The organism is Psychrobacter sp. Pi2-51 (assembly GCF_904846665.1).
GTDB classification, from domain to species: Bacteria; Pseudomonadota; Gammaproteobacteria; order Pseudomonadales; family Moraxellaceae; genus Psychrobacter; species Psychrobacter glaciei.
This window is the reverse complement of record NZ_CAJHBP010000017.1, coordinates 40,718-61,927: the sequence shown is the minus strand read 5'-3', so window position 1 is coordinate 61,927 and position 21,210 is coordinate 40,718. Positions and strand designations below refer to the sequence as shown.

The following is a 21,210-nucleotide window of genomic DNA, read 5'->3' as shown; positions in this document are numbered from 1 at the left end:
TCGAAATGCTTAGGTGTCTAGGTATTAATCCCGAGACAGTGCCTCTACAGGATCCAATTTGGCTGCATTGCGCGCGGGCAAGAAACCGAAAATAACACCAATCAGCGTCGAGCAGACAAAGGCGGCAATGATAGAGGTCGGTGAGTAAATGACTTTAAAGTTATCACCGCCAACACGATTGATCAGCTCACCAATAGCAAATGCTAAGCCAATGCCTAGCAAACCACCTAAAATACAAACCAAGATAGCTTCAATCAAAAACTGCTGCATGATGTCGTTTTGACGTGCCCCTACAGCCATACGTACACCAATCTCATTGGTGCGCTCGGTGACAGACACCAGCATGATGTTCATGACCCCAATACCACCAACTATCAGTGAAATGACAGCAACAGATGATATCAATAGCGTTAAAGCACCAGTTGTAGATTCGATCGTTTGACGAATAGAGTCTGAGTTGCGAATCTGAAAATCTTCTTCGCCATGACGATTTTGTATCAAGTCGGAGATCGCAGACTCGGCCACACTTGAAGAGATATCGTCACTTATGAGAGCCACAAACCTATCGATATTCGTACTGCCTCTAATCCGTGACATAACGGTAGTGTAGGGCATATATATAGTTGGTGTGGTTAAATCTGCACCAAAACCGCCATCATTCTCTTCCAGCACACCAATGACTCTACCAGGTACACTACCGATGAGTATCACCTCGCCAATAGGGTTATCAAGGTTTGGGAAAAAGGTTTGCTTGGCATTGCTATCAATAATGACATCTTGGCTACGCAAGCTGATGCTTTGTTCATCAAACCCTTGACCCAATGCCAATGTCTCACCAGTGACCTCTAAGTAGTCTTGACCGACTCCATTGACGGTAGACTCTTCTTGTACGCTGCGGTAACGAACGCTAGAGTTAGCGTTCACCTGAGGGCTAACGCTGATAATATAAGGCTGATTGCCCACCGCTTGTGCATCTTCAGGTGTCAGGTTGTCATCGTTGTAACGTCGTCTAGGGTCGCCTCTAGGATAGCCGTCGCTGACGGTAATGGTGTTGGTACCGAGCGAGCTGATATTAGCCAAAATCTGCTGCTGAGAGCCTTGACCTAAGCCTACAATAGACACGACAGCGGCAATACCAATAATGATACCTAACATGGTCAACAAGGTACGCATTTTATGCGCGCGCATGGCAAGCAAAGACATTTTAAACGCTTCAAGCAGCCGATCAACGAAGCTACCAAAGGCACTTTTACGATGCCCACCGAGGATAGAGGCAGGCTTTTTGTCTGTGTGCTTGTAATGCTCAGTTTGATAGTCGGCAATGATATAGCCATCTTTTAACTCAACAATACGTTCAGCTTGCGCCGCCAAGTTGGGATCATGAGTCACCATAATAATGGTATGACCTTGTGCTTTGAGGTCATGCAAGATCTTCATGACATCTTCACCGGACTTACTATCGAGCGCGCCAGTCGGCTCATCTGCCAAGATGACATCACCACCATTCATGAGCGCACGAGCGACTGAGACTCTTTGTTGTTGTCCGCCTGACAGCTGATTTGGCCGACTATTGACCTTATCTCCAAGTCCTAAATCAGTTAAGAGCTTTTCGGCACGGTCAATTCGAGTTTCTGTATCCATGCCAGCATATACGGCAGGAACCGCTACATTGTCTTTGGCACTAATGTCACCAAGCAGATGATAACGCTGAAAAATAAAACCAAAGTGTTCACGGCGTAGCTCAGCGAGCTCGTCAGCATCAAGCTTGCGTGCTGACTTCCCATATATTTTATAGTCGCCAGCCGTCGCCTGATCGAGACAGCCCAAGATATTCATCAAAGTCGACTTGCCAGAGCCAGACTGCCCAATGATTGCCACCATTTCGCCTTGATTGATAGTCAAGTCGATATCATGTAACACCCGAATCGTTTGCTCACCAGCTGCGAACTCACGAATGATGCCAGATAATTGCATGATGGGCTGGCCAGATGCCGATGAATTACTATGCTCTGGATTTGATGTAGTAGTAGAGCTATCGGCAGGCATGTATTGCTCTAAGTCTTGAGCCGTATCATCTTTAGGCAACGGTTTAGAAGCTGGAGGTATAGTCATAGCAGTGTCTTCAATCAAGTGTGGTGAGCGTCGTTATGAAAGGGCTGCCGCGCTCAAGCCCTCAACCGTCATATATAAAAAAGTTACATTCTTGGCGGACCACCAGATTTACGACTGCTTCCTGAGTTCTCACCACTGTCTTCACTGATGATGACTTCTTCGCCTTCTTTTAGACCACTTAATATTTGTGCGCTTACTCGGTTGTCGATACCGACTGTTACGGCTCGTTCTTCTACGCTGCCGTCATCTTTTAGCACGCGTACAAACTTGTTTGCTTTGACTTGTCCAGCCGTTTTGTTTTTAGCAGGACTTTCTTGTATGACAGCTGATGGTACCAATAAAGCATTTTTGGCTTGGTCGATAACAATATAGATCTGAGCGGTCATATCTATGCGAAAACGCCGATCAGTATTAGGCACTTCGATGTAGCCGACATAGTAGATAGCAGCATCTGTTGAGCTGGTATCACTAATCGTTTCGGGAGCAGGTTCAATGGCTTTTAATATGGCATCAAATTTTTGATCAGGATTGCCGATGACATTGAAATAAACCGGCATGTTTGCTTTGACATTAATGACATCAGCTTCAGAGATTTGGGCGTTGATTCTGACGGTAGACAAATCTGCCAAGGTCACAATAGTCGGTGCTGTTTGATTGGCATTGACAGTCGTGCCTTGCTCAGTGGTTACCGATACGACCGTACCTGATATTGGCGCGCGAATCGTCGTATAGCTAAGATCTTCTTTAGCCGTACTAACATTGGTCTGAGATTTTCGTAACGCGGCTCGTTGACTATTGACGTTGGCTGCGGCAGTGGCAATGGCCGCTCTCGCCGTATCGATAGCTGCTCGAGCATTCGCAACAGCAGCATTCGCGGTTTCCACGTTTGTCGCCTGAGTATCATATTCTTGCTGTGATATAGCATCAATAGCAACAAGACCCTGCAAACGTGAAAAGTCTGATTGCGCTTGTCTCAATTCTGATTGACGACTGGTAAGATCGGCTTGTGCGCTTTTTAGACCTGCTTGACGGCTTAGTACCTCAGCTTCGGCGCTTTCGATAGCAGCGACACTTTGCTCAAGGGTAGCTTGCTCGTTGCTTAGATTATTATTCTGAGTGACTTGATCAATTTGTGCGATTAAATCGCCTTGTTGTACTTGATCACCTACTTCAACATACAAACGAGTGACTTCGCCAGACACCTGTGCACCAACGTCGACCGTATTAAGCGCTTTAACCTTACCCGAGGCCATGACGTTGTTTTCAATATCGCCCATTTCAACGGTTGCCGTTAGGTAATTCGGAATCTCTTCTTTAGGTTTAAAAGTGTTATAAGCTAAGGCGATGAGTATCAGAACTACTAAGGCGATGATGCCCCATTTGATAGCAGGTTTTCTTTTTATTTTGGGCATAGGGCAATCCAATCACAGTAATAGCAAGTGTAGGTATAGTAGAGGCTTCATGTACAAAATGAAATGGGAATTAGTTTACGAAAGGTTAAGGTGTTTTTGATAGGAAAAATATGGACGCATCGTAGCCAGCAATGGATGCTTATATAATGTTGTATCGACGGTGTTTTTAAAGGGGCATAGAGCTGATGATGAAGAGTGGGATTGCAGAATGGACGATAGTGACTGTAAAACTGTAAAACTGTAAAACTGTAAAACCTGGTTAAAATATAATAAAAATTATCGCATGGTAAACAAGCGCTTACCTGCTAATTCAAGCGCGGCCTGCAATAACAACTCCCATGCTGGCTGTCGAACAAGCCCTTTAATCGCTTGATCACAACGATACAGCAGCGCAGGCCATTCAGCCGTTTGCGCTTTTGCTTGGCGGCGGCAGGCTTGTTGATATAATCCTTGCTTGCTACGCCAAATACCCAGTGCTTGCGGATCTTGGCCATCCATTAATTGTATGATTTGGCGCATGTCTTTGCTGATTGCCCACAGTACCAAGGTCGTCGGCTCATCAGTGGCTTTCAGCTGAAAAATGATTTTTGCCACTTGTGCGCTATTGCCTGTCAGCATCGCATCGGACAGATCAAAGACACTGAATTGGGCGTCGCTGACCAAGGCGGCTTGAAGATCCTTGATATCTAGTGCTACGTTTGGCGCGGTCGTTGTAGACTGATTACTGCCTTCGTGAGTTGAGTCATGACTACTAGCATCCAACTGCGGCGCAAATAAATAAGACAGCCGCCATAAGGTTTGATAAGCACTTAACAGGTGATGCTCGGTGTGCGACATGAGCAGTTGCCATGCTTCTTGTGACAGTCTGAGTCCAAACTGCTGGGCTTGAATCTGCAACAGCTGCTGACGTTGCTGTTCGTTGTATAAATTGCAATCAATGACGTGACCGTACTGGGCAAATGGCGCAAACCACTTGCTGCTTTGCGCTCGTTTGTCTTGTTTGGGCGTTAGCCATAATAGACTGTGACTGTGCGCCCCTGTTTGTGCTTCAACAGCAAAGCGCTCAAGCTCAGCGATAACGGATTTGTCTGGTTTATGATTGCCGGTCACGATCAGCGCGCTAGCATCATCAAATAGAGATTGACTGCCAAGCTCTGACAGTACTTCTTGCCAGCTCTTAACTGATATCAGTTCTATACGTTTAATCGCGTAATTTTGTGCACGCCAATGCGGACGCAAGGCGTCAATCAGCCACTGACTCAGTAAGGGCTCATCTCCATGTGCCAGCCACAAACCTGCTACCGCCACGGATGACTGTAGTAGTTTGGGATAGGCTTGTATAAAAGTATCTTGCATAGACTAATGAGGACACAGGTTTATGAGGATGGATGTGCAGAATGCCGTACGCTAAATATTAAGGGTTTGGTGCGTTTGGTACGATAACTGCCGTAGATGCTGACCCTGCTTGTGATGGTGTATTGGCGCTGGTAGGGGCGACTCTAGGCAGAGCAATGGCGACATACTGATCAGTGATACGGCGTGCCAAACTGTCATAGAGCCAGTCACGAACTTGGTCGCCTTGCTGGTCATCGGTACTGACCGATGCCTCATTATACTGATAGCTGCGCTCAACTTGGATGGGGTTGGTCAGCGTCACAACTTTGCCGTTTTGTAAGGCTTGGTAGCTGACATCTGCTGATATTACCAAACGAATTTCTGTCAAAACGCCGACCAACTCATAACGCTTAAAGCGTATATTATTGATGCTAATCGCGGCAATGGGTTCCGCTGTAGCGTTTTTATTGTTATTGGTGACATCAGCCGAGGTCATATTATCAGTCACCTCGACACCCAAGGCCTCTAGGCGTCGTGTCAATGGTAACTTTAGTGGGAAGGAGGTACGATTGTCTTCGATAATGACTGCTGTTTTAGCAACGTCAAATAGCATCGGCGTGTCATAACCTCGTAGCTGAAAGCCACAGCCGCTCAGCGCTGCTGTCGATCCAAGCACAGCAAACAGTGGCAAGCTTGTGAGTAATGCTGTCGCTAGCTTCTGTCCACTAGACTTTTTTGCCATATTGCATTGCCCACTTGGCTTACTTAATTTTGTTTGAAATGACTGCACAGCTCGATGCTTATACGACATAATCGCTATCCTTATGTTGATAAAAAGGCTTAAAACACTAAGTTTAAAAAGGTCTAGCCTGCAACCACGATATTGACCAGTTTATTCGGTACGACGATTTCTTTTTTGATTTCACCGGTCAAGAATTTTGCCACACTATCCATCGCGCGTGCTTGCGCTTTTAGTTGTTCAGGGTCGCTGTTCGGCGCGACATCCATCTTACCGCGCATTTTACCATTGACCTGTACCACCATCGTGATCATATCCTGTACTAGCGCACTTTCATCCACGGTTGGGTAGTTTAGGGTTAATGTATCGAGCCCTAACTGCTCAAGTAAATGCTCGCCTGCATGCGGCGCATAGACCGACAGCATAATAAGCAAATCAATCAGCGCTTCGTGCTGGACTTGTAGATCCTGTCCACTATCGGCTTTAAAGCTCGAAAGTTCGTTGGCAAGTTCCATGAGGCTTGAGACAGGCGTGTTTAGCGCCAGACGATCGCCCAAATCACTATCAATTTTGGCAATAGTTTCATGGGTCTTACGGCGTAAATTTTTCGCTTCTTTGCTTAAGTCTTTAGTGTTTATAGCTAATCCATGAAACGAATCAATTTCTAAGTTAGCATCAGCTAGTGTTTGGATATGCTCAGTAGCAATGCGCCATACTTTTTTAACGAAATTATAAGGACCTTTTAGCGCATCATCTGACCATTCTAGCGTTTGATCAGCAGGCGCAGTAAATAGGGTATAAAGGCGAACCGTATCAGCGCCGTACTTATCAATGGTGATTTGTGGGTCGACACCGTTGTTCTTTGACTTAGACATTTTTTCAATTTTGCCAATGGTCACTGGCTGACCATCTAACTTTAAGATGGCTTTAATCGGTTGACCACGTTCGTTGTAGTCAATATCGATGTCTTCTGCAAAATAATAGGTCGTGCTACCATCAGCATTGACACGGTAAAAAGTACCGGCAAGCACCATGCCTTGGGTCATAAGATTGGCAAATGGCTCATCGCCTGACACCAATGACTCATCGCGCATGAGCTTATGAAAGAAGCGTGCATACAGTAAATGCATGACCGCGTGCTCTACGCCGCCAACATATTGATCGACCGGCAGCCATTTATTGGCGGCAGACTTATTGACCATGTTTTGTGCATCATTTGGACTGGCAAAACGCGCATAGTACCAGCTCGACTCCACAAAGGTATCAAAGGTGTCGGTTTCGCGCTCAGCAGGATTGCCACATTTAGGGCAAGTGGTATTCACAAACTCTGGGATGTTTTTGAGTGGGTTACCGCGACCATCAGGGACGACGTCAGTCGGCAATACTACTGGCAAATCTTGCTCTTCAACAGGTACAGTGCCGCAATGTTCACAGTTGACCATTGGGATAGGGCAGCCCCAATAGCGCTGGCGAGAGACGCCCCAATCGCGCAAACGATATTGGATCTTTTTCTTCGCAAGTTCTTGTGGTTCAAGTTTGGCTAGCATCGCTTCAAACGCTTGCTCAAAGTCTAGACCGTCAAATTCACCTGAATTGATCAAAATGTTGCGCTCAGTATAGGCAAGATTTGGCTCAGAACCATCTGTTTTGGCTTCGGCGATAACAGACTCAGTATGACCATCAGGAGACTGGATAACTTGTTTGATAGGTAAGTCGTATTTAACGGCAAATTCATAATCGCGTTCGTCATGTGCCGGTACAGCCATGACTGCGCCAGAGCCGTAGCTCATCAGCACATAGTTGGCAACCCAAACAGGCACTTCTTCGCCAGTCAATGGATGCGTCACGGTGAGACCAGTGTCCATACCGATTTTTTCTGCTTTGGCTAGGTCTGCTTCCGCAACTGAGCCTTTTTTGCAAAGCGCACAAAACGCAGCAATCGTTTCATCGTGCTCAGCCGCATACTGCGCCAATGGATGCTCAGCGGCAACCGCTACATAAGTGACGCCCATCAAAGTGTCGGGACGGGTAGTAAAGACGTCTAAGCTATTGGCTTGGCCGGCAAGCTCATAAGGGAAGTGTACTTCCATACCCGCACTACGACCAATCCAGTTGCGCTGCATGGTCAGCACTTCAGATGGCCAGTGACCTTCTAATTGATCCAAGTCATCAAGCAGCTCGTCAGCATAATCGGTGATATTAAAGTAATACATCGGGATATCGCGTTTTTCGACCGCTGCACCACTACGCCAGCCTTTACCGTCGATAACTTGCTCGTTGGCTAAAACTGTATTATCGATCGGATCCCAATTGACCGTCGCCAGCTTCTTATAGACCAAGCCTTTTTTGTATAACTGTAAAAACAACCACTGCTCCCATTGATAATACTCAGGGCTACAAGTGGCAAATTCACGCGACCAGTCAATAGACAAACCAAGCAATTTCAGCTGCGCGCGCATGCTGTCAATATTAGCGAACGTCCATTTGGCAGGCGGCGTCTGATTGGCAATCGCGGCATTTTCAGCGGGCAAGCCAAAACCGTCCCAGCCCATTGGCTGCATAACTTCATAGCCTTTGAGGCGATAGTAACGGCTCAGCACATCTGAGATGGTATAGTTACGCACGTGACCCATGTGCAGCTTGCCACTTGGGTAAGGGAACATCGACAGCATATAGCGACTTGGCTTATCGCTAGGCTCGTTGCCCACTTCATAACGCTTATCCGTTGCCCATTTGGCTTGTTGCGCGGCTTCAATTAGCTGCGGCTGATAGTAGGTGCTGTCATTGGTATGATTAGTATTAGAAGGTTCTGCTGTCACGGCGTTGCTCATAGTCGGCTCGAAATTGGTTAATACGAATAAATTGGGTGAAATTTCACAATGCCATAGCATAGCGTAATTTGGCAAAAATTGCGACGATATGATGGTGCGCTTGCTCGATATGTTTGATGTTTTAAAAACTAACGATGGCTAAGTTTCCGCTCTCATGCTCGGTAGTGTTAGGTATAATAAAGACAATAATGATAATTGACTTGGAGCTTATATGACCATCACCATTTACGGTATCAAATCTTGTAGCACGATGAAAAAAGCTTTTACTAAGCTTGATGAGCTGAATGTAGGTTATGATTTTCATGATTATAAAAAACAAGGCATCGATAGAGAGAGCGTCCAGCGTTGGGTAGATGAGTTGGGCATCGATAAAGTACTCAACAAGCGCGGCACCACATGGCGCAAAATTACCGATGAGCAAAAGCAAGCTGCTGATGCCAGTGTGGACAATGCGATTGATTTGTTGGTGGAAAATACCAGTATGATTAAACGTCCGATTATAGAAGGTCAGATCGACGATAAAAATCAAGCTCAGCAAATACTGCTATGCGGTTTTGATACCACTGAATTTGAGGCAAATTTTCAATAAAAAGCTATCACTTTGGTAAATTATAAACTATGCTACTTATTAGTGGAATTAAGTTTGTTCGTTTGTAATAGTCAAGGATAAGATTATGAAAAATTTATTGTTAATGGCAGCATTGGCGGTGAGCCCTTTAATGGTTACAAGTGTCCAAGCAGCTGACTCGTCTACCAAAATTACCTTTGCAGATAACAGCTATTGCGGCAGTTTTACCGGTAATATTAAAAATGGTAAAGTGTTTCGTTTGTGGCTCATGCCAGATCAAAATCTGGTCATTCGCAATGTGGGTGACGATCGTATCAATGTTGCTTATGTCACGGGGCCAAATGGTCGCCTCGATGGTGACCGTTACGAAGATGAGACTTCCTATTTTACCGAGCGTAAAGGCAATCACCATATGAAAGTATACGGCAATAGTAGTCATAGCGCCGTAGAGTTCTGCGCTTATTAGGGTCTGTTTAGCGATCAGCAGTCCTAATATTTGAATGTTCAACAGACCCGAAACTCATTTGACTATGATTTGATTTGATTTCATAGCATTCAATCAATAAAGCCCGAACTTAGCATTGTCTAGGTTCGGGCTTCGTTTTTTATACATCTGATTTGGGCGGCTGGTTATTAGATCACCGTAGAATCTATCTCACGACTAATCAGCGTGCCGACACCTTCGTTGGTGAAAATCTCTAACAGCGTCGCATGAGGCACACGACCATCAACGATAACCGCACTTTTTACACCACTGCGCACCGCATTGAGCGCACATTGAATTTTCGGAATCATACCACCTGAGATAGTACCGTCTTCAATCAAGCTGTCCACTTTCTTTGGCGTTAGTCCGGTGACGACTTCACCGTCACGACCCAATACCCCTTTGATATTGGTCAATAGCATAAGCTTTTCTGCTTGCAAAAATTCAGCAACTTTACCCGCGACCAAATCGGCATTGATATTATAGGTATTGCCTTCGCTGTCGACCCCAAGCGGGGCAATCACAGGAATGAAATCAGAAGCAATTAGCATATTAATCACGTCTTTATTGACGCTGACCACATCACCGACAAACCCTAAATCGACAGGCACAGCGATACCATCTGCACCAATTTTTTCCATCATTAGTTTTTTGGCTAAGATTAAGTTGGCATCTTTACCCGTCAGACCAATCGCGCGGCCACCGTGCTTATTGATTAAGCTTACGATAGATTTATTGACGCTACCGCCCAATACCATCTCGACGATATCCATCGTACTTTTATCAGTCACTCGCATACCATCGATACGGTTGGACTGGCGACCGAGCTCTTTTAGTAGATTGTCTACCTGTGGACCACCGCCATGTACGACGACAGGGTGTATACCAACGGTTTTTAGCAAGACGATATCACGAGCAAATGAGCTCTCAAGCTCAGGATCGGTCATGGCGTTGCCACCGTATTTGACCACAATGAGCTTATCCACAAAGCGCTGGATATAAGGTAGTGCTGTGGTTAATACTTCAGCGGTATTTTTGGCTTCATCCAAATTAAGCGTCATGACAAGCTCCTAAAATTTAGTTCTAAAAGAGATGGGTTTAAAAAGCTGGTTTATTACGGATGACTATCGTTAGACAGGCTTATCTTAATTATTCTCAGATATGCTTGTCTTTATAATGATAAAAAACAATTTATACAAGGATTGGTAGCGAGATTTTATGTCAGCGGCTAGGCAATGATGATAATGAAACAAGGTAATTCAATCAAAGTCAGCTCAAAGAGCTATTCAGAGAGAAGTGCTGCAATCTGCTCTGCCAAGTGTTTATCAAATGGGCGACATAGCGCGACGAAGCGGGCTTGTATGTCTTTCAAATCTGTAAGGCTGTCACCAGCAAAGCGCACGGTCAAATGATGACTGGTGTTTGATTGGCGTAACACACCAAAACCATGGGCGAAATCTAAGCGCACGCCATCAATACAAGTCAGCTGCGTGCCGCTCGGTAATAACTGCTTTGCTTGTGCTAACGTTGTGTGCTTGACGCTCGATGATACACAAGTGCATTTTGATGAGACATAAGCCGCAGTCAAGGCGCTGTCGAGGTCGTCAGAAGGCGCGGCAACCAAACACTGCAAATAACAACAAAATTCTGCCAATTGCTGCACGATTGGGCACTGTACAGGCGCTCTATTGGGTAAAGGTAAATAATGATCTGCTGTACTAACCAACATCGGTAATTGATGGGTAATATCAGTCAAGCGAATAGGGCGTGACTGCTCAATCGGCTCACCCCATAAACCAACAGCAGCCGATGATTTGTCACGATGCGTCGCTGTATAGGCCAACCAATGTAGTAGGCGCAAGCCCGCATACATCGCATCATCATGAGCAGTAAAATAACCATCGTTAAAAATAAAGTGCCCAGACAGTTCGCCTGCGAATAAGATTTGACTGTCATCGGCCTGTAGCTGTTGACGCATTAAACTACTGCCAGTTTTACTCAGGATTGGTGTCGCTCCCAAGTCGCTTAAGAGAATAGGCAGATGGTGTGAGCATTTAATATCGAACAGCATTTGCGGGGATGCGGTATGAGTTTGCCATGTCTCTGGACGCTCGCTCATGGCGACTGAGGCGAGCAAATACAGCAAATGATCGGGCATGACTATTTTGCCACTGTTGTCGACGATCATCAGTCTATCGCCATCACCGTCGAATGCTAGACCAATATCAGCAGTATTAACGATGACATTTTGTTGCAACTCTGCCAATCGATTTGGCTCAGTAGGGTCAGGGTTACCCATGGGGAAATTACCATCAGGGGTGTCATTGATTATGATGACGCGCTGGCAAAAAGTGGTAAATAAGGGCAGGGCAATCCTGCTAGTGGCCCCATGCATACAATCAATAACGATGGTGAGATCAAGCTTTTTAAAGGTTCGTTTGTTACTAGCTGATAGGTTTTGCTCGGGATAAATACTGACAAATACCTCGGCAATGGCATCAATATAAGGCGTTGCCACAGTGTCAGTCGGCAAGCCAATGACCGATAGCACTGAAGTTGCCTGTTTGTCATTACTTTGGCTAGCACTTGGAAGCTTAAGGCTGTCACTATTACTATCGATCTGATTGTGGTGTTGGTTGCTATCAAACGCTATCAAATCTTGATAAAGCATTTGAATATCTTTAGCACTAGGAGAAGTATTACCGACCAGCCATTTAATACCTAAGATGCCTTTTGCAGAATGACTGGCGGTGACCATGATGCCATGACCAGCGTATTGCTCGGTCCAAAATGCCATCATCGGGGTCGTAATCAACCCTAAGTTAATCACTTGGAGGCCTTGCTTTTGTAGGATCGATGCCAACGACTGAGCCATACTGTCACTACCGCAGCGTACATCATAGCCGATGATGACCGTGGTTTCTTTCGGCTTTTGATGCGGTTTAACGTTGCTGTTAGAAATATGGCTATTAGCAATGGGGCTGTTAGAAATGGGTTTGCTACGTTGTTTCGCATTATGGTTTTTATAAAGTCGCACAAATGCGGCGCCCAAAGCCTGTATAAAATTCGGAGTAAAGTACTGCTCGTCGCCGCGAATATCGTAAGCACGAAATAAGGATTGCTGCGTCGCAAAAAACGGCATGGCTTTACTCTCCTTATCGTCGTGGTTGATATTGTCGTGATACATGCAAAATGGCTAGCCAGTGATTATCTATACAGATTGATCGTCTTAGTGACGACCCGAATGTCCAAACCCGCCAGCACCGCGTACGCTTTCGTCACTGAATTCTGCGACAACTTCAAACTCAGGACGGACAACAGGCACCACGATATATTGCGCCATACGTTCTGCTGGATTGAGCACAAAGTCGTCTCCACTGCGATTCCAAATACTAACCATCAGCTCACCTTGATAGTCCGCATCAATCAATCCGACCAAATTGCCCAAGACGATACCGTGCTTATGCCCAAGCCCTGAACGCGGCAAAATCATACCGGCATAGTTGGGGTCTTGAATATAAACAGCGAGACCAGTACCGATCAAATGCGTTGCGCCTGCTTTAATGGTCAAAGGCTCATCAATACAAGCACGTAAGTCGATACCTGCACTGCCATCGGTGGCGCGAGTAGGTAAAGAAAACGCTTTATCTTCAACGATTTTAGGGTTTAACACTTTTACTTGTACAGCTTGCATAACGCACTCACTTAACGATTTGATGGTTTTTAAATTATGATTTTGAACAAAAGTTATTCAAGATTTCTATGTAACAAGATCTCTATGTAAATAGCAGTTCTATATGTTGACTGGGTAATTATTGATTCAGTCACTTAATATTCAATTAAAGTATCAGCACACTCGCCAAGCCCAAGAATGACATAAAGCCGACGATATCGGTTACTGTGGTCAAAATAACGGAAGCAGATAACGCAGGGTCGATATTCATCCGCTTTAGCATCAGCGGTATACTGATACCTGAAACGTTAGCGGCGGTCATGTTAATCGCAATCGCAAAGCCAATCACGGCGCTGATTTTGATATCATCAAACCATAATTGGGCAATAAATGCCATGATTATCGCCCAAATGATACCGTTTATCGCACCAACCCACAGTTCTTTGTTTAGGAGCCAGACACGGTTAGAACCACCAATTTGACCCATTGCCATACCACGGATGACAACCGTGAGTGTCTGCGAGCCAGCGATACCGCCCATACTGGCGACCACTGGCATAAGTATCGCTAGTGCTACCACCTTTGCCAATACTTCCTCAAACTGTCCAATCACCGCTGCCGCTAAAAGCGCGGTACACAAGTTGATACCCAGCCAGATACTACGGCTTTTGGCACTGGTTAGGATGGGTGCAAACAACTCTTCATCTTGACTGACACCAGCGAGGTTTTTCATGGTGCTATCGACATCATCTTGGATGATTTCCATGATATCTTCGCCATTTAACTGACCAACCAATTCGCCATAACTGTTAATCACAGGCGCGAAACGAATGTCTTCTGAACGAAAAATCGCGGCGGCATCTTGAATGTCTAAACGATCATTGATCGTAATGGCTGTATCAATCAGCGCTGACACCAACGTGTTTTGCTCATGCTTAATCAAATCGACCAGACTCAGCAGTCCAAGTAATTGCTGGCTTTGATCGACGACCAGTAGCTCTTGGCTTTGGTCATCAAGCAAGTCGTCGTTTTCGCGTAGCCAATGCTGTACATCAGAAAGGTGGATGTCATCTCTTATCTGGATAATATCAGGATCCATGTAACTACCCACTTCCCAGTCGGCATAAGTATCCAGTTTATTAACTTGGACACGAGTTTCTTCATCCAGCGTTGCCATGACTGAGGTACGCACGCTCTCAGTAACGGTGTCCAAAATTTCTGAGATGTCTTGGGCGTCAAGGTCTTGGGTAAATAACGAGATTTCTTGAGAAGAGATATTCTCCATCAATGGCTGGCGCGTATCGTACTCTAGTTCTGCAAGCACTTCACCTTTGATGTTTTCTGGTACTTGCTCCCAGATTAGTAGACGGTTTTGAGTGGGAAAAGACTCGAGTAGGTTGGCAATTTCATATTCCGACTGCTTTTCTAAAAACTCAGTAATCGCCTCATAAGCTTTATCAGCAACCAAACCCTGCAAGTACAGCAGTTTATATTCGGCGCTATATTCAGCCGGATTATAATCTCCTGATAGCATAGAGGGTCGTTCCTGATTGGGCGTCTGGGTAGGCATAAGGGTTCCAATGTTTTTAGAAGATAGAAATGATATCGTCAAAGTATCTGTAAATGATTACAGCGTTAACTTTGTTTAATGTGCTAATTGATGACACGCCCTAATATTGCTTTGCAGCCATCAATAGTGCTAATGCTGCGGTTAGCGCTTACCCAGTAACGCTCGAATATTGGCCAAATATTCGTCAGCGACGGCTTCTGGGTCTTTGGTCGCCTTTTTCTTTTTCGCTTTGGCAGGCCAATCAATATGATCCTCAGGCAGCTCATCCAAAAATCTTGATTCTGAGGTGACGCGCATTTGTCCGCCAGCACGGCGCTGGGTCGCGAGCGTCAGTGTCAGCTCACGGCGTGCACGGGTAATGCCTACGTACATCAGACGGCGCTCTTCTTCGACCGTCTCGCTCATGATAGAGTTGCGATGCGGCAGCATTTCTTCCTCAAGCCCCATGATGTAAACAAAATCAAACTCCAGACCTTTTGCGGCATGCAAGGTCATCAAGTTAACTTTATTAGTGTTCTCTTCTTCTTGCTGCTGCTCAAGCATATCGAGCAAAACCAGCTTACGGATAATGGTATCAATCGTCCGATCTTCATCTTCTTCAGCACGATTGATTAACGACTGAATACTGGTATAAAGCATATCAATATTATCGATACGGTTCTTTTCTTGTTGTGGCGTTTTGGCATCGCTACGGACAAAGTCAATATAACCGGTCTCATCAATCATCTGGCGCACGATTGGCACGGGGTCAGGATGTTGATCCAACTCGCGGGTATAATGCTCGATGAATTCACCAAACTCTTTTATGGTGCCATAAGCCTTCGATGGCAATACGTGAGCAAGACCAGCGTGCGTGCAAGAGGCCAATAATGAGATGCTATGCTCTTGCGAAAACAAACCAAGCTTTTCGAGGGTCGCAGGTCCCATGCCGCGCTTAGGCGTATTGATAATACGCAAAAACGCGCTGTCGTCTTCGGGGTTCAAAATCAGACGCAGATAGCCCATGATGTCTTTGATTTCACTACGCGCAAAGAAAGACTGACCGCCGGACAACTTATAAGGCACTTGCAGTTGACGCAATTGCGCTTCCAACATGCGCGCCTGAAAGTTACTGCGATAAAGAACCGCGTACTGCTCCCACTCATTACCAAAACGTAGCTTATGCGTGACAATCTCTTTCGCCACGCGCTCGGATTCGTCGTCATCATTACGACAGTTGATAATGCGGATTTTTTCGCCTTGACCTTTGTCTGACCACAGTTTCTTTTCGAATAAATGCTCGTTATTCATAATAACGGCGTTAGCAGAGGTCAAAATACGCGTGGTCGAGCGATAGTTTTGCTCTAGCATGACGATTTTTAGTTTCGGAAAGTCTTCTTTGAGCAGCGCCATGTTTTCAGGCTTAGCACCGCGCCATGCATAGATAGATTGGTCATCGTCACCCACGACGGTAAAGCGTCCTTGCGGTCCGACCAGATATTTAATCATTTCATACTGCGCAGTATTGGTGTCTTGATACTCATCGACCAATAGATAGCGAATGCGATTTTGCCATTTATCACGCAGCTCTCTGTTTTCACGCAATATTTTGGTGGGCAGTACAATCAAATCATCGAAATCGACGGCATTATAAGCGCGCAAATTACGCTCATAAAGCGCATACAAGGTCGCAAAAATCATATCTTCTGGATCGTCTAAGGTTTCCATCGCCTTGTCAGGTTCAATCAGATCGTTTTTCCAATCAGAAATCATTTTAATGGCTTTACCAACCAGCTCGCGACTTTCAGCGCCACTCAAATTGTCACGCATCATCAGCTCCATCAGCAAACGCTTACTATCGTCGCTGTCCATGATGGAGAAGTTGCCTTTTAGCGGCGTATGAATCAGCTCATAGCGTAAAAACTGCAAGCCAAACTGGTGAAAAGTTGACACGGTCAGTCCGCGCATTTTTTCACTTGGTAGCAGCTTGCTCACCCGCGCTTTCATCTCACGTGCCGCTTTATTGGTAAAGGTTACCGCCGTGATGCGCTCAGCTGGCATGTTGCATTCTTCGATCAGGTAGGCAATCTTACGCGTAATCACTGAGGTCTTACCGGATCCGGCACCTGCTAGTACGAGTAATGGACCAGATACGTAGAGCATCGCTTCTTGTTGTTTGGGATTAAGTTGACTCATAACGTGACCTGTAAGACAAAAGCAAAAAAGAGGGTAGAGCTGATAGTATCGTGGCTAAACGAACGCGGCGTGTATGATTAAAGTCGATATCGTGGCGATATTTTTAATCAAATTAATCAGGCAATTAAAGTAATAGAGTGTGCTATTTATTGAAAATGTGCCATTAAAATTGGCTGGGCCATTATAAAGCAAAAACCATAACTTTGGGTAAGGAGTTGGCTGATGACAATGGCATGATAAAGCATGCAATATTTAGCAGCAACGCTACTGATGACGGTTGGTAATAAAAAGTAAGGATTTGGTGTTAATATAAGGTAACGTCTATATCATAATTTATAGATAAAAAAATATGTTTTTTTTGCTTATAAAGTGACCGTCCAATGCAGTTAAAAACTAGCTTTTGAACCATGATATGCGTATAGTACGTAAATAATTTATGCCAGTTGTCACGTCACTATTGACCACGTGTAATGAGCTATTAAATCAATTAAATAAAACATCAAATATGATATTGATTTAATACGTTGATCTTACGTTGTTAGAAGATGCGTTAGGCGACCAGCTTTCTCCGCGCGCGTATCGGGATTCTACAGTTGGGCACGTCTGACACCGTCGTCAATAAGCTTGATAATTGGTTATTACCAGCACAGTACCTATAATCATCATCGAATTACTGATAAAAAGTGACTCGATGACAGTTACTTTGTGTTTTCGTCTGCGTTACGCCTGTCGCAAAATTGCCTTAATGGGTGTATCTGCGCTGCGCTTGACACTCGATTGGGTGAGGAGCACGTATTATCATGTCTGCTTTTAATTGGTCAGCAGTTGCGTTTATTTTAGCCGCTATTGGGCTAGTTGTTTTTATGCTGGTCGTTCCGCGCTTGCTTGGCGGTCGCTCTCAGGGCTCACAAAAAGAAGAAGTATTTGAAGCGGGTGTTGTCGGATCTGGCAACGCCCGTATTCGTTTGTCTGCCAAATTCTACTTGGTCGCCATCTTCTTCGTCATCTTTGACTTAGAGGCGTTGTACTTATACGCCTATGCGGTCTCCGTTCGTGAAACCGGCTGGGCTGGGTTTATTGCGGCGGCAACCTTCATCATTGATTTGTTAATCGGTCTGGTATACGCTTTAAGTTTAGGGGCGCTAAACTGGGCGCCTGCTGACAAACTGCGTAAAAAAGCACGTCTCTATGCTGCGCCTGCGCCCTTTAATTGGGCGGACATCACCAAGTTTGATGGTGTCGATGAGCTGATGGTCGACCCGACGGGTAAGATACCAGCGCAGTCTTCAGGACAGATTAACGTCTCTAACAATATTGAGACCAATCGCCGTCATTTACAGAACATCGATCATATTAATACCACGGGTAACGTTACTTCTGTGGACTTTGCGACGTCTGCACAGCCAGACAAAGCGGGGCGTTAATGCCAGCTGTTGATCTTAGCTTATAGCGTTCGTAAAAAAGATGAGCAGCCAGATATAAAAACGTTTGTTTATATTGATGATCGTTGATGATTAGCCACTTATTAATAATAGAAGTTATGGCGCTAGTGCTGGCAAGATGATTGCCCTGCTGAGCCTAATATAAAGGTTGTATGTTATGAAATACACATTAACAAAAGCCAACCCTGATGCAGATGTCTATCCTGCACAGACCAGTCAAACGGTCAACGATCCTATCGAAGACGAAGTCAATAAAAACGTCTTTATGGGTCGCCTAGAAGACCTCGTTCACTCGACTGCAAACTGGGGGCGTAAGCACTCACTGTGGCCATTTAACTTTGGTACCTCTTGCTGTTATGTTGAGTATGCCACTACTCTGACGGCGGTTCATGATTTGTCACGCTTTGGGGCAGAAGTTATTCGCGCCTCACCGCGTCAGGCAGATGTAATGATCGTCGCTGGTACTTGCTTTGTCAAAATGGCACCCGTTATTCAGCGTCTTTATGAGCAAATGCTTGAGCCAAAATGGGTCATCTCGATGGGCGCTTGTGCCAACTCAGGCGGCATGTATGATATCTATTCGGTCGTGCAAGGCGTGGATAAAATCATTCCTGTCGATGTCTATGTACCGGGTTGCCCGCCGCGTCCAGAAGCGCTAATTCAAGGCTTGATGCTGCTACAAGAGTCTATTACCAAAGAGCGTCGTCCGCTGGGCATTCATGTCAATGAGCAGGGTATCTACAAGCCACAAATGACCCCTGAGCGCGACCGTAAGCAAGCCGACCGTATCGCTGTTAAAAACTTGCGTAGCCCAGACAGTATCTAGATTCTAGATAGCATTTAGATTCACAGTAACAACCTCAACGTTTTATACGCTCATCACAGTGTAGTTATGATGAATCAGTTATGATTAATGAAGGAATACATCATTCATGGTCACGGTAGTCGAAAACATAGATCCTAAGATTAAGCCTGTTCCAGCCGTTATCAAAGAGCTAGAGCACAAATATGCCGGTAAGTTCGTGGTGCAGCACACTGTTGATGAGATTCCAACGGTTTGGGTAGCGCGTGCTGATTTGCTGGATATTCTCTTATTCCTACGTAAATTGCCTAAACCTTACGTCATGCTATTTGACTTGTCAGCGATAGATGAGCGCTTGCGCCAACATCGCCAAGGCATGCCTGACAGTGACTTTACGGTGTTTTATCACTTAATGTCGTTTGAGCGTAACAGTGATGTCCGTATCAAGGTCGCGCTGAGCGAAGACGACGTCAATGTACCGAGCGCTACGCAGATTTGGCCAAATGCCAACTGGTACGAGCGCGAAGTGTGGGACATGTTCGGTATTGTCTTTACGGGACATCCGCATTTGACCCGTATTTTATTGCCAAAATATTGGGAAGGTCACCCACTGCGCAAAGAGTATCATGCGCGGGCGACTGAATTTACCCCGTATTTCTTGAATACCGCTAAGCAGCAATACGAGCAGGAGAACTTGCGTTTTGTCCCAGAAGAATGGGGCATGAAGCGTTCAGGTCGTGATGAAGACTTTATGTTCTTGAACATCGGTCCTAACCATCCCTCTGCTCACGGTGCCTTCCGTTTAGTACTACAGCTTGATGGTGAAGAAGTCGTTGATTGTATCCCCGATATCGGTTATCACCATCGCGGTGCAGAAAAGATGGCGGAGCGTCAAACGTGGCACTCATACATTCCTTATACCGACCGTATTGATTATCTCGGCGGTGTGATGAACGAGCTACCGTACATTATGTCGGTCGAAAAGCTGGCTGGAATTACGATTCCACCGCGCGCTGAAACCATCCGCGTGATGATGAGTGAGTTTTTCCGTATTACCAACAACTTACTATTCGTCGGTACTTTCATTCAGGATGCGGGTGGTATGACCCCTGTGTTCTATATGTTTACCGATCGCCAAAAAGCCTATGACGTCATCGAAGCGGTGACTGGCTATCGTATGCATCCCGCTTGGTTCCGTATTGGCGGTACTGCTGCTGATTTGCCACGTGGCTGGCAGCGTCTGGTTCGTGAGTTCCTAGATTGGATGCCAAAACGCTTGGACGAGTATGTCAAAGCGGCATTACAAAACAGTGTGCTCAAAGGCCGTACTCAAGGTGTTGCACAATATAATGCCAAGCAAGCATTGGCTTGGGGCGTCACTGGCGCTGGTCTACGTGCCACTGGTGTGGATTTTGATCTACGCAAAGCACGTCCCTATATGGGCTATGAAAACTACGACTTTGAGATACCAGTTGGCTACAACGGCGATGCTTATGATCGCTGTATGGTAAAAGTCGAAGAGATGCGTCAGTCATTACGTATCATCCGTCAGTGTATGGATAACATGCCACAAGGTCCATATAAGGCAGACCACCCATTAGCTGTGCCACCACCAAAAGACCGTACGCTAAACGATATTGAGACCTTAATTAATCACTTTATCTCCGTATCTTGGGGTCCTGTGATGCCAGCTGGCGAATGTACGACGATTGTAGAAGCGACTAAAGGTCTGAATAGTTATTACATTACCTCAGATAAGGCGACGATGAGCTATCGTACCCGTATTCGTACACCGACATTTGCGCATTTACAGCAAATGCCATCAGTCATTAATGGTTCGCTGGTATCTGATGCCATTATGTATTTGGCATCGATTGATATTGTGATGGCGGATTGTGATCGCTAGTGCTTTGCTCAAAGAATAGTGCTTTGCTCAAAGAATTATAGTTTTGAAAAAAGATAAGTTAATCAATATATTACTGCCAAATGGCACACCAAAATGCTGTAATATTTCAGTGCAATGATAGTCAGTGTTTAGACAGTCAATGTAGTGTGATAAAGCGTGAT

Annotated in this window: 15 protein-coding genes; 5 read left to right on the top strand and 10 right to left on the bottom strand. The window is 45.4% G+C overall.

Annotated features, from left to right (window positions below; translation table 11 throughout):
* Positions 1–24: 24 nt before the first annotated feature.
* From JMY08_RS09890 to leuS, 5 genes are all read right to left on the bottom strand, one after another.
* Complete coding sequence (locus JMY08_RS09890) at positions 25–1,974, bottom strand: MacB family efflux pump subunit (protein WP_413786698.1); 1,950 nt, start codon at positions 1,972–1,974, stop codon at positions 25–27.
* A gap of 221 nt (positions 1,975–2,195) precedes the next feature.
* Positions 2,196–3,524, bottom strand: a complete 1,329-nt coding sequence (locus JMY08_RS09885; RefSeq protein ID WP_201593106.1) for an efflux RND transporter periplasmic adaptor subunit — start codon at positions 3,522–3,524, stop codon at positions 2,196–2,198.
* A 276-nt stretch (positions 3,525–3,800) separates the two neighbouring features.
* The gene (gene holA / locus JMY08_RS09880; protein WP_201593104.1) at positions 3,801–4,880 is read right to left on the bottom strand and encodes a DNA polymerase III subunit delta; all 1,080 of its coding nucleotides are present in this window, start codon (positions 4,878–4,880) and stop codon (positions 3,801–3,803) included.
* A 58-nt stretch (positions 4,881–4,938) separates the two neighbouring features.
* Complete coding sequence (locus JMY08_RS09875) at positions 4,939–5,601, bottom strand: hypothetical protein (protein ID WP_201593102.1); 663 nt, start codon at positions 5,599–5,601, stop codon at positions 4,939–4,941.
* 122 nt (positions 5,602–5,723) lie between these two features.
* The gene (gene leuS, locus JMY08_RS09870; protein WP_201593100.1) at positions 5,724–8,429 is read right to left on the bottom strand and encodes a leucine--tRNA ligase; all 2,706 of its coding nucleotides are present in this window, start codon (positions 8,427–8,429) and stop codon (positions 5,724–5,726) included.
* Positions 8,430–8,640: 211 nt separating this feature from the next.
* On the opposite strand from leuS, the gene JMY08_RS09865 reads away from it, so the two are divergent.
* Entirely contained in the window at positions 8,641–9,018 is a 378-nt protein-coding gene (locus JMY08_RS09865; protein WP_201593099.1) for a Spx/MgsR family RNA polymerase-binding regulatory protein, read from the top strand.
* An 85-nt stretch (positions 9,019–9,103) separates the two neighbouring features.
* On the top strand, positions 9,104–9,463 hold the full coding sequence (locus JMY08_RS09860) for a hypothetical protein (RefSeq protein WP_189586433.1): 360 nt from the start codon (positions 9,104–9,106) through the stop codon (positions 9,461–9,463).
* A 167-nt stretch (positions 9,464–9,630) separates the two neighbouring features.
* Here the strand turns inward: JMY08_RS09860 and argB are convergent, their stop codons facing one another.
* From argB to JMY08_RS09835, 5 genes are all read right to left on the bottom strand, one after another.
* Positions 9,631–10,542, bottom strand: coding sequence for an acetylglutamate kinase (argB, locus tag JMY08_RS09855; RefSeq protein ID WP_010198880.1), 912 nt, complete (start codon positions 10,540–10,542; stop codon positions 9,631–9,633).
* Positions 10,543–10,763: 221 nt separating this feature from the next.
* Positions 10,764–12,668 (bottom strand): phosphomannomutase, encoded by a 1,905-nt coding sequence (locus tag JMY08_RS09850; RefSeq protein WP_227679652.1) that lies wholly within the window; start codon positions 12,666–12,668, stop codon positions 10,764–10,766.
* 42 nt (positions 12,669–12,710) lie between these two features.
* Positions 12,711–13,175 (bottom strand): dUTP diphosphatase, encoded by a 465-nt coding sequence (gene dut / locus JMY08_RS09845; protein ID WP_010198884.1) that lies wholly within the window; start codon positions 13,173–13,175, stop codon positions 12,711–12,713.
* Positions 13,176–13,320: 145 nt separating this feature from the next.
* Positions 13,321–14,724, bottom strand: coding sequence for a magnesium transporter (gene mgtE / locus JMY08_RS09840; protein WP_026037183.1), 1,404 nt, complete (start codon positions 14,722–14,724; stop codon positions 13,321–13,323).
* Positions 14,725–14,865: 141 nt separating this feature from the next.
* Positions 14,866–16,899 carry a UvrD-helicase domain-containing protein gene (locus JMY08_RS09835; protein WP_194620361.1) on the bottom strand — a complete coding sequence of 678 codons (2,034 nt, stop codon included), beginning with the start codon at positions 16,897–16,899 and terminating at the stop codon, positions 14,866–14,868.
* Positions 16,900–17,699: 800 nt separating this feature from the next.
* Here JMY08_RS09835 and ndhC point away from each other — a divergent pair.
* The 3 genes from ndhC to nuoC all read left to right on the top strand — a co-directional run bounded on the left by ndhC (position 17,700) and on the right by nuoC (position 21,049).
* The gene (ndhC, locus tag JMY08_RS09830; RefSeq protein ID WP_010198891.1) at positions 17,700–18,323 is read left to right on the top strand and encodes an NADH-quinone oxidoreductase subunit A; all 624 of its coding nucleotides are present in this window, start codon (positions 17,700–17,702) and stop codon (positions 18,321–18,323) included.
* Between the two features lie 175 nt (positions 18,324–18,498).
* On the top strand, positions 18,499–19,167 hold the full coding sequence (locus JMY08_RS09825) for a NuoB/complex I 20 kDa subunit family protein (RefSeq protein ID WP_010198893.1): 669 nt from the start codon (positions 18,499–18,501) through the stop codon (positions 19,165–19,167).
* Positions 19,168–19,273: 106 nt separating this feature from the next.
* On the top strand, positions 19,274–21,049 hold the full coding sequence (gene nuoC, locus JMY08_RS09820; protein ID WP_189586443.1) for an NADH-quinone oxidoreductase subunit C/D: 1,776 nt from the start codon (positions 19,274–19,276) through the stop codon (positions 21,047–21,049).
* Positions 21,050–21,210: the final 161 nt, after the last annotated feature.